This window comes from Bacillus mycoides (genome assembly GCF_000832605.1).
Taxonomy (GTDB): domain Bacteria; phylum Bacillota; class Bacilli; order Bacillales; family Bacillaceae_G; genus Bacillus_A; species Bacillus_A mycoides.
In genome coordinates this window covers 1-10,361 of sequence record NZ_CP009690.1, presented here as the reverse complement: position 1 = coordinate 10,361, position 10,361 = coordinate 1, and the positions used below count along the sequence as shown (strand labels likewise).

At 31.4% G+C, this 10,361-nt stretch carries 13 protein-coding genes; 5 read left to right on the top strand and 8 right to left on the bottom strand.

The annotated features are described in order from the left end of the window. Positions 1–429: 429 nt before the first annotated feature. A complete protein-coding gene (locus BG05_RS00125; RefSeq protein WP_002035308.1) occupies positions 430–1,080 on the bottom strand; it encodes a MarR family transcriptional regulator in 651 nt (216 codons plus the stop codon). A 261-nt stretch (positions 1,081–1,341) separates the two neighbouring features. Further along, positions 1,342–2,577, bottom strand: coding sequence for a plasmid recombination protein (locus tag BG05_RS00120; protein WP_033734600.1), 1,236 nt, complete (start codon positions 2,575–2,577; stop codon positions 1,342–1,344). A gap of 536 nt (positions 2,578–3,113) precedes the next feature. Here BG05_RS00120 and BG05_RS30930 point away from each other — a divergent pair. After that, positions 3,114–3,278, top strand: coding sequence for a hypothetical protein (locus BG05_RS30930; RefSeq protein WP_033734596.1), 165 nt, complete (start codon positions 3,114–3,116; stop codon positions 3,276–3,278). Positions 3,279–3,568: 290 nt separating this feature from the next. On the opposite strand, the gene BG05_RS31800 is transcribed toward BG05_RS30930, so the two are convergent. After that, positions 3,569–3,703, bottom strand: a complete 135-nt coding sequence (locus BG05_RS31800; RefSeq protein WP_003193785.1) for a hypothetical protein — start codon at positions 3,701–3,703, stop codon at positions 3,569–3,571. Between the two features lie 757 nt (positions 3,704–4,460). Between BG05_RS31800 and BG05_RS00105 the strand changes: the two genes are divergently transcribed. Then, positions 4,461–4,922, top strand: coding sequence for a hypothetical protein (locus BG05_RS00105; protein WP_003193813.1), 462 nt, complete (start codon positions 4,461–4,463; stop codon positions 4,920–4,922). A 169-nt stretch (positions 4,923–5,091) separates the two neighbouring features. Here BG05_RS00105 and BG05_RS00100 read toward each other — a convergent pair whose 3' ends face one another. Next, a complete protein-coding gene (locus tag BG05_RS00100; protein WP_003193811.1) occupies positions 5,092–5,523 on the bottom strand; it encodes a hypothetical protein in 432 nt (143 codons plus the stop codon). Positions 5,524–5,586: 63 nt separating this feature from the next. Beyond that, the gene (locus BG05_RS00095; protein WP_033734609.1) at positions 5,587–5,970 is read right to left on the bottom strand and encodes a hypothetical protein; all 384 of its coding nucleotides are present in this window, start codon (positions 5,968–5,970) and stop codon (positions 5,587–5,589) included. Between the two features lie 449 nt (positions 5,971–6,419). On the opposite strand from BG05_RS00095, the gene BG05_RS00090 reads away from it, so the two are divergent. Continuing rightward, positions 6,420–7,085: a helix-turn-helix domain-containing protein gene (locus BG05_RS00090; protein WP_033734606.1), complete on the top strand. Its 666-nt coding sequence runs from the start codon at positions 6,420–6,422 to the stop codon at positions 7,083–7,085. An 88-nt stretch (positions 7,086–7,173) separates the two neighbouring features. Continuing rightward, positions 7,174–7,398, top strand: a complete 225-nt coding sequence (locus BG05_RS28825; protein ID WP_003193805.1) for a hypothetical protein — start codon at positions 7,174–7,176, stop codon at positions 7,396–7,398. 120 nt (positions 7,399–7,518) lie between these two features. On the opposite strand, the gene BG05_RS00085 is transcribed toward BG05_RS28825, so the two are convergent. After that, on the bottom strand, positions 7,519–8,079 hold the full coding sequence (locus BG05_RS00085) for a MerR family transcriptional regulator (RefSeq protein WP_033734604.1): 561 nt from the start codon (positions 8,077–8,079) through the stop codon (positions 7,519–7,521). Between the two features lie 463 nt (positions 8,080–8,542). Between BG05_RS00085 and BG05_RS00080 the strand changes: the two genes are divergently transcribed. Next, positions 8,543–8,923 (top strand): hypothetical protein, encoded by a 381-nt coding sequence (locus BG05_RS00080; protein ID WP_016128191.1) that lies wholly within the window; start codon positions 8,543–8,545, stop codon positions 8,921–8,923. A 252-nt stretch (positions 8,924–9,175) separates the two neighbouring features. Here BG05_RS00080 and BG05_RS00075 read toward each other — a convergent pair whose 3' ends face one another. After that, complete coding sequence (locus BG05_RS00075; protein WP_033734602.1) at positions 9,176–9,556, bottom strand: hypothetical protein; 381 nt, start codon at positions 9,554–9,556, stop codon at positions 9,176–9,178. A 38-nt stretch (positions 9,557–9,594) separates the two neighbouring features. Further along, on the bottom strand, positions 9,595–10,068 hold the full coding sequence (locus BG05_RS00070; RefSeq protein WP_003193797.1) for a helix-turn-helix transcriptional regulator: 474 nt from the start codon (positions 10,066–10,068) through the stop codon (positions 9,595–9,597). Between the last annotated feature and the right edge of the window lie 293 nt (positions 10,069–10,361).

Genomic DNA, 10,361 nt, shown 5'->3' with positions numbered 1-10,361 from the left:
AAGCTTATTATTTAAATCGATAGAACTAGCGGTTCGGCGGGTATAATTGCTGATCCAAGTCGAACAACTTAATCCCGTTTTTGGTCTGTTCGGCTTGGCGAAAGCTAAAAACCCGCCGAAAAAAGTTTTGCAAGGACAATATCAAAAAGAGAAGGCGATAGCCTTTAGGTGAGGATTAACGAACCGACTTTTTGATATTGAGGGTGGAGATTTTTGAGTGATTTTCTCAAAAATACAACCCGTTCCTTGCGGAACTTTTAGCCCTATATATAAGAGTGAGAAGAGCAAAGTAACAAAACCCAGTAATATCAAGGCTTTATAAGGCATAGGGTGTTGCAAAAAAGCAACACCTGTGTTGCAAAAAAGCAACACCTAAAAAATGGGAAAACACAAAAAAAAAAAGATGTCAATGACATCTTTTTTTCATTCCTAAAATAAATAAACCGGTAATTTATGTTTTTTTCCATCTTCAGCAACAAAATTTTTAAGAGACTTCTTAAAAATTCTTTGTGTAGCTTTGTCTACTCCATCTTTTGGAGAGCAACACATAATATTAGGATTTATAAACCATGTACGACTCGTACAAATACGTCCATCTTCTGTAGTCATTCCAGATTCCGCAACCGCCAATACTCCTTTTTCCATTAAAGAATTCATCATCATTGAAACCCTTGAACGATCTCTCTTTAATTCTTTTGCTAAATAACTAGGAGTAGCATTATCTGAATCAAATTCATTTTCTTCATTTGCTCGTTCTACAAGAATATTCGTTTTAAATTCTACATAAGGTACTAAATCCATTAAAAAAGCCTTTTCAGCATTTGTAAGATAGTTTATTTTTGCTAAGTAATTATAATTATCCGTAATCATTTGCACAAACTTCACCCTATCCGTAGGCTTTTTCTTTTTACCAATGAAATATTCTTCCCCACCAGTCGCCTTACTTAATAACTGCAAAAGCATTGCTTTCTCTTCTTCTGAGTAGCCACCTGCTAGCAACTGGTCATAAATACTATCAATCTTACGATCTCTTATTTTCGCTTTTTTTTCAGCTTGTCCAAAATCTACAACTTTTGTCATAAAATAATTCTCTCCCTTAGTGGAAGGAATCAACTTTTATATGTTAGAATGTATATAGAATATATATTGGTTGATTCCAACCTTATTACGAAAAACCGTCTCGCCGACCAAAGCTAGAGCGGTTTTTCTCGTTTATACGTCTTTCTCTATAATAACATGAAACACCTTGTTAAAGCTTTCCATCTCTTACAAAAGCACAACATTCAATCCTCTTTTTCTTCTTCAAACTCATACAATTCAATGCTTTCATCATTATCAATCCTATCTTTCCCTATCAAAATCCCGATGTTTGCTTATTTGTCTCTTATGTTCACGTTCAAATTGATTATCTATTCCCTTGCTATCCAATTCATTTTTAATAACCCCTCTAAACGCCTTGAATTTCTCTTTAAAAGCTTTTTTCGTCTGTTGATACAAAACTCTTATATTCTCCTTCAAATCCTTTATGTGAGCTTTTAATGAGCCTATTTCAGTATTTAATTTTCTATTTCCCTCTCTCAACTCTAGATTTATCTTTTGAGATTCTTTTAAAGAATCATACAAACTATCAACTTGGCGATTCAATTCCTTATTTTCTTTTACCAGATCCGTATTCTGCAAACGCTCATAATCTTTTTTTACAGTGACTGCTGCGGTTATTAATTCTTCTACTTTTTCGAGTTGCTTTGGAGAAAAAACATAATTGCCTGTTTCTTTCTCAATGATTTCAGGTTTACCAATTAATTTTGGTTTTACCTCTGTCTTGATCTCTTTCTTTTTGGTCTTTAGCGTAATTTTATTATTGGGCAATCGCTTGCTTATCTCGATAAATTGATTCTCTATATTAGAGACTGCTTCAGCATATTCTTTGTATTGACGGACTTTCATATATTTATGGGAACCCACATTGGCACGTTCAAAATTTGGAATTTGTTCTTTAGCCAAAGATTCAATATAAGCCGTTTCTAATTGTCTCCAATTCGCAATTAGCTCCGTCCCTTTTCCTTGTACGCCTTGTTGTTGCAAAGCTCTATCCATTCCGACACGCCTCGTTAATCCTCGACTACTTTCGAAATTCGGTACATAGTTAATATGTAAATGTGGATTGGCTTCATCATCATGTAAAACCATGTTATAAACTACTAGATTTGGATTTCGCTCTTGAAACGCCTCAGCATAGCACTTTAGCGCTTCTTTTTTCGCTTCCCTATACTTTGGGTCGTCCTTACCTTCCCCAATCGCTACAACCAATTCTCGTTGCTCATGTGTCTTTTCATTTTTATGTATTTTGTCATAGTAGTCCTGAATCTTACGGTCATTGCGTTTTTGTTTCTCATTATACTTGTCCACCGCTTCTTGAAAGACATCCTTGTATACACTTCGGATGTCCTTTTGAACAAAGTAGATATTTTCGTCTAACTTGGATGGATCTATGCCAGGATTCCCATGAATATTTTCTCTGTTATTATGGCTTAATGAACTTTGGTGAGATTGATTAAATGAGATAGAGAATAACATAAAGTGCCACCACTTCCCCTAGATTAATTGATACAATAAGTCTAGCAAGGCGACGAAATTGTGTCAATTGACGTAACCCTATACTTATTTTGACGCTAACGCATCAAAATCGATAGGGGTCTGCGACGCTTGTCGGCTTCGCCGAGCCATGCCTTGCCTGGCTAAAAGACCTCGGACTTTGTCCGAACCTACAAGGGGAACTCTTCCCCTTGACCCCATCAATCGAACTCCCCAACCCCTCAATCCTTGAGGGGCTCCCTCGCCGGTTGGCATCCCCAAAACGGTTCGTTTTGAGGAAGTGCCAAGAGGGTGAAGAATCGGCTGCACGTGTCAATTCCTTAATGCTCCTTTCATGGATCAGCACAAACCGCTGAACCATTTCAGTCCGCTTACCATTGACACTTACTAAGTATTTTTCTTCTCTCTCTATTCAAAAGATTATCTTGTTTAAATTTTGCTTAATTTTCACCGATAATTATCTAAAGATTTGAAAATCATTATATAATGAATTTAATTTAAAATTAGGAGTGGTTAACATGCCAGATATAATACGACTCGTACTTTTCGTCCTTATAGCAATTAGTGCGGTTTTCTCTTTAATAAAAGAATTCAAAAAAACTGAGAAAAAAGCACTTTGGATTTTCATAGAGTTTTTAGTTCTTTTTTGGGCGATATGGGTAATAACAAATATCATAATCTAACTTTATAATTTTCTTTACCCAGCATGCAATGAAACTTTTAATTACTATATACTTGAGGTTTCATCACATCAACATCAAGTTAAAAGCACTTTTAAAACATTAAAAAGTGCTTTTTAATTATTATAAATACGAATGTAAACTTTTGAATATTAGTTTACTTTCAGTGATAGAAGTAGAACCACATGCCCATCAACCCAATATTTTGGAGTACCTCCAAAAAAATTCACCTCAGATACAACAAAAGAGCCTTACCTCTATAGGTAAGGCTTCACTAGTATAGTTGTATATATTTACATAACAATTAAGAAACTGTAAAAATATAACACAAAGAAGCAGAACCCTAACATTCCGCCTATAGCTAGTACCTGTTTAACCCAGCTCTTGAATTTCGGATTACTGTCAATAATCGCTTGCACTCTTTCCATATTCGTTTCCTCCTATTAAGGAGAACCCTTAAAGACTCTCACCTCGCTATGGTACCATTAAAGAATGACTAATAGAGGTCTAATTTTTGTCTAAATGTATAATATTACCCTATATGCAATATTGCATATAAGAATGTATTGATAAAAATGTAAGCGCTTACTATAATAAAAGCATAAAGATAAATCACATCTTAGCATCAACAACAGAGGAGGAAATAATATGACAATCGCAATGGCAGTTTTATCATTCTTAGGTGGAGTACTTCCATTAGTAACAGAACTTTTAAAAGCAGTAATGTAAATTCATTATTCCACAATTATTTATAAAAATTATCATACCTTAATACAAAAAAAGAGGAGGAAATAATATGGCAATCGCAATGGCAGTTTTAAAATTTGTAGGTGGAATCATTCCATTTGTACAAGAACTTTTAAAAGCAGTAATGTAAATTCATTATTCCGCAATTATTTATAAAAATTATCATACAAATGATCTGTATATCAAAAGTGAATTGATGTGCAGATCATTTGTGTGAGCGAAGTCCCTTTAGCATTATGAAGGGACTTTTTTGTTATTACCGAAAGTAAACTTTTAGATATAAATTTACATTCACAAAATAATTTATCTTATTCAAAACCGTAAATAATAAAAAGCAAACAAAGAAAATCCATTTGTAATAAAAAGCCTAGCAAAACCCCATTACATACATTAAAATATCCTTATATTTTTAATAATAAAATGAGGGGCTTTTGTATAATGAATAAGAAAAAAATAGGTTTATTTATTTTAGTAGTCATTCTTCTTTGGATTTTATTTCCTCTTTCACCGTATTTAACAGATTTAAATCATACAGAACAAAAGTTATATAATAAACTACAAAAAACTCAAGATATTTATACATTAAAAGATCAAAACCCTAAAACAGTAGTAAGACTATATTTACATTCAATACAAGAAAAAAATTATGAAACAACTTACCTTTTCTATAAAAATGATGAAGAAAAGATTGAAGAAAAGAAACAATTTTTAAAGGAAAGACTTGAGCTCCATGAACAAATGCTCTCATTTTTTAAGTTTGTCAGATCATCCGTAATAATAAACGAAGCTCACAAAGATTCTGCAGTTATTAATATGCCACGATGGAAAGGTAAAGATATCCAATTCCATATGTATAAAAAAAATGGAACATGGTTTATATACGACGTTCCTTTTCAATAATTAAATAATATATCTTATTGATTTATCAAAAAGAATGCTGGAATCCCGGGATTCTTTTTGTATTTATGAAAGTAAACTTTTGCATAGAAGTTTACTTTCATTTTCCCATAATTATTAACCTTATCTCGAATCCCTAGATAATCTCAAAATCAACAACAAAAGTATACATTCAGGATGTTGATTTATCTCTTTTCTTTAAAGACGATAATACAAAGAAATATAAAACAGCTGGTATTATTCCAAAAAGAGCATTCCATACTAAGCCAGGTACCATAAAAACAAATGAAAACAATATACCTAATGAAATTACGCCAAATATCGCATAAATAAATAGTTGAACTAAATGAATTTTTTTAGGAGAATTCAGTTTACTTAAGACCTTTTTTGTAAACCAATCAATCAATAATGAAACCGGAATTCCAAATAATATAAATATAGGACTAATGTAGATTATGGCTATCATAAATATATCTAGAAATGAAAATTGATACGGATTAGCGAAAACAAAATCAAGTATTTCGAATGACGCAGACATAATTAATGCTGACAATATAGCTGCTATCAACCTTCTTAATAAATACACTGTTTTATCTCCTTTCATAAAAATTCAAAGTAAATACACTTGTAATATTTAGTTACCATAACTTCCGTTATTGGAAGTTAATTAAATCCGTCTTATAAAATAAAATAATAAAGATGCTAAAATAATAGGGCTGCCTTCCACAAAGTCCTGAATAGTAAAAGATACAGATATAATATGTTTCCCAAATATTATGACACGGATTAAATAACCATAGAAAACTCCTAACAATATAAATAAGGGGATTCCGAATTTTAACTTATAACTCTTTTTTATTTTTCTATAAAAAAATTCTCCTAATAAACAACCTATAAAAACAGGAATACTTCCTAATATCACATACATAATAATTGATAGCCAAATCGGACCCCATGTTTCTTCATAATTAGGTTCTTGATAAGCTAAAATATTGATAGAAATAGAGAAAAACATCAAGCAAGCTAAATAGCTAACAACAAATTTTTTCAATGTAATTATCCTCACGATTTCCTAATTTTACTTTTATTATATGATAGTTACCATTGTGTAAGATAGATAAAATGTAATATGTATATTGTATTCAAATCGGGTTAACATAACGTCCTATTATCGGTAGCAAAAAAAAGGCGAATCCCTTATGGAAGTAAGGGATTCGCCTTTTTTTCTTTTTATCAATCTATGCAATTTTTTATACATTCCTATCATAGTGTGGGTTTTCAGATTCTCGTTTGTTACTAGACTAGCCAAAAAACTGTATAAAATCTTGCATAATCTTAGCATGGTTTTTTTTCAAAATGCTGGTGGTACCCCATAATTAAGAAGATAAATCACCATAAAATGCTTCGCAACAGATCATTGCATGCTTTTTTTATAACGCTACGATGCGTTTCTTACTATTTAACATTAGAATAATTAAAGTAATTAAAGGAGGTACATATATGGACATTGGAAAAAAAATAAAACATTTAAGATTAATAAATAACATGACACAAGAAGATGTAGCCAGCCAATTATTTATTTCAAGACAAGTTATATCTAAATGGGAACTAGGAAAAAGTCTTCCCGATCTAACCAATTTATTAGCCTTAAGCAATCTATTTAATGTTTCAATTGATTCTTTATTAAAGGAGGATTCAAATTTGCAAAGTCAGATAATAAAACAAAGTAATTATAAAAGATATTTATTAATAGCTTCTCTCTACATATATTCTTTAATCACTATTATTGTTATATTTTATTGTCTCATTGCCTTTTTACTTATACCAAAGGACATAAAAACAACAGATCTAAAAGTTATTAATTCCCACTTTTATCAAAAAAGCGATAAAAGAGAAATTCTATATATTTATAGTAAATTAACACCTTTTTTCTCCAATTATTCGGGAGATTATAGCATTGAAATAAAAAAGCATGAAATAAATATTCATGCTCATCGAAATTCAATTCCTTTTAGAAATAAAGATGTTTTATTTTCAATTGAAAAAGATATCCCCCATGGAATAGATTGGGAAGAAAAAGATGTTTACATTGTAGATGAAAACAATAAAAAAATACTTATATATAACCATAAAAATAAACAACTGTATTACCAAATAAAAAATTAAAAAGTAGGCGATCAAAATTAAAAACATTTATAAATATATTTTTATACTAACTACGCTTATTCTTAATATAATTAGTTCTCTACTCATTATGAATACTGCAACACCAGGGAATATGGTATTTGCTATTACATTTTTATTTTTCACCATGCTATTCCAATCAACTACAATGCTATTTATTATATATATGATTAAAAATGATACGTCTAAAAAGATGAAAATAATATTATATGTTTTTTTAACACTAGATATATTAATCTTTTTATTCCTAATAAATATGACATATATAGTAGCAACAGCATTAAAACATTATTAACATCTTTATAGCAAGGGAATGTTTGTAGACTGATCTATACTGCATTCCCTTATTGTATGTATGCTATATTTCTATTCTTCTTTTTCCGACATTAGAACCCTACAAAAATATCAATCATATTTAATTTTTAAACAAACCGAAAAAGCCTTTCCGTTTTTGTTTCTGATTTTGTTTCTGCATATCTCTAATGTTTTCAAGCAATAACTGATCTCGCTTCTCTAGCTTCTTCTCTATAAAAATTTCTAATTCACTGTTTTTACCTTCTACTTCAGTTAACTTTTTCTCCGTATTCGCTAAATGCTCTTTTGTCGTAACCAATTCATTCGTAATTTCTTGCAATTTTTGAACAAGTGCTTGATTAAATTGATTTTGTAACTGCTGATTTTCTAATACTTCATTCAATTTCTTTTCTAATTCTGATTTTTCTTCTTTTGAAACAAACGAATCAAGTTCTCCGTTTCGCCATGCCCGAACTTGATCGTAAGACCATTTTTGCGCCTGTATTTTTTCTTTTATCCCTTTTAATTCTTCTATATTTTCCTTCGAGTATCTGCGATGCCCTCCCTGACTTCGCTCCGTTTGTATGTTAAATTCGTTTGACCATACCTTTAGCAAATCGGGTGTGATCCCTAGAAGATCCGCAACAATTTTCGGTGTATGCATTTCCGATTTTAGTTCCAATTTTCATTCCTCCCCCAAAAACGGAATACGTCTTTCACTTAAAAAACACGATTAAATCAACATTCCAATCAAAATCGGAATGTACTTACAACCGATATGAAAACCGATTTTAAAAACGATTTAATTTCGAAATACATTCCGATTTTAACACCGATATGTATTACTTCTCGATAATAACATCAAAATCTTTTTTATTTATACAAGATTTTATGCAAAAAAAGAATAGCGGAAATCGCTAGAATCCCCGCTATATCAACGATGTATAAAATTATGTATAAACGATAGATAGACATAGAAACAAGAAACCTTGTATTTACAAGGTTTCTATCAAAATATTTGCTACCGATAATTTATGTTATGTTAACTGATCATGAATAGAATATACATTAAAATCCTTAGTAATTCTTGTGAAATTTATGTAATAAAATGGAAGTTCAAGAATTGAAGAATATAGGAGGATTTGATGAGACAAACAAGGTTTTTGTTTGTATTAATAATATTTATATTGGGAGCTTGTTCTAATGATAAGTGGTTTACCCTTAAAGGTGAGAGTGAAAATTGGAAGGGTACGTACCAAGGCTATACATATGATGGAAATAATGAAGCAAGTGAACTTACTCTAATTTATAAAGGGGATCCTTCAGAAATTAAAGGTAATGTTGAATATAAATATGAAACTGATGGTAGTGGAAAAGGGGACGGAAATGTTTCACTAGATCAAAACTCTATTAAAACTAAAATAATTTGTGGAGGTTGTACCATAACTAATAAAAATGATGTAATAAAGATTACTATGAGTTGGAATGATAAAACAGAAACCTTTAAACTACAATCTAAAAAGTAACTTCCGCTTTCGGAAATTATGTAAATAAGCTGTCCATATGGACAGCTTATTGTTTTTGGTTAGTATGTTTTTTTCGAAATGCTGGCGGTACCCCATGCCCATCAACTTAAGAATTTAAAATCCTCTTTCCAAAAATAAGTTTTTTGTTAGAAGTTAGCACAAAATTTCGTTCTGGGGATACTATAAAATTTTAACTTGATAGTGATGTGGAGGTACCCCATATAGTAGTAGATGCGTTGAGTTTAGTAAAAACTATCTGATATACATTGAATCAGGTACAGACATTAAATAATAGAAAAGGTCGCCTACTATTCCACTAGTAAAAATAATAAATCCCATATTGCGTATGCCTTTAAGTTTTAACCGTAATCCAATGAATGCCGCTAGTAGCCCAGTTAAAGAAAATAGAATCCAGTATAGTTCGGTTGGAATGGGAAGATATTTATCTCCATCAACCCCAATACCCCAAAAAACATAAGGCAGTACGACAAAGAAAACGCTGAGTAATCCCATTACACTGGCTAGTAATTTATGATATTTAACACCAGTAATAATTAGATAAATTCCACCGACAAAACCGCACAATACAAGATAAGGTACATAGAGAATCCAAAGAAGACTCAAGATGATCATATGTAATTTCCTCCTATTTATTTTCGCTCATTGTAGTTTTAAGGGGTTATTTGATTTTCTGAATCTGTTGCTAATTTATTAAGTTGATCTAGTGCTTCTTCTTGATCAAACGAATTAAACCAACGGTAATCATGTTTGTCTAAAATACGATAATGCTGACTAATCAGATTTTGTTGTAAACGAAAGTTCCCTTTTTCTTGAATCTGTTTCCACCAAACTTTTCCTCCCAATGTTTTTTCTTTGAAGTTGCTAGTTCTATTGTGGGCCATTGTTTCGATTACTACTAATGGATCATCCCCAAGAGAAGACTGTAAAACCTCACTATCCCTAAACAATGCACAAATAGCAACGGTGTTGGTCCAACCTGCATTCGTTCTCCCTTTCTCAATTTGAACAAGCGTTTTTTTTGAAATGCCGAGAACTTCAGCCATTTTATCCTGTGTATATCCTTTTTCAGTACGTATTAACTTTATTTTCTTTGAAATGAGTTCAATTGTAAGCTCCTTATTCACTTTCTCTCCTCCAAAAGTAACAAATGTTTTATTTAGTGTAATTTTACACTAAAATCAATCCATTTTCAACTCGCCCCCTAAATCTTGTAAGAAATAATTGAATAAGCCATAAAAATGGTCATTGCACAGTTATCCATGAGAAGTTAGCTCGTTTTGAGGATATTTGTATTTCTTAGCTTGATAGCGATGTGGAGGTACCCCTAAAAGAGGTTTTCCCCTTGTTTTTGGGTGTGAGTGCTGGCTGGGGGGTTGGGGGCTAACCCCCAGGAACTTAACGTAACTGAATATGAAAT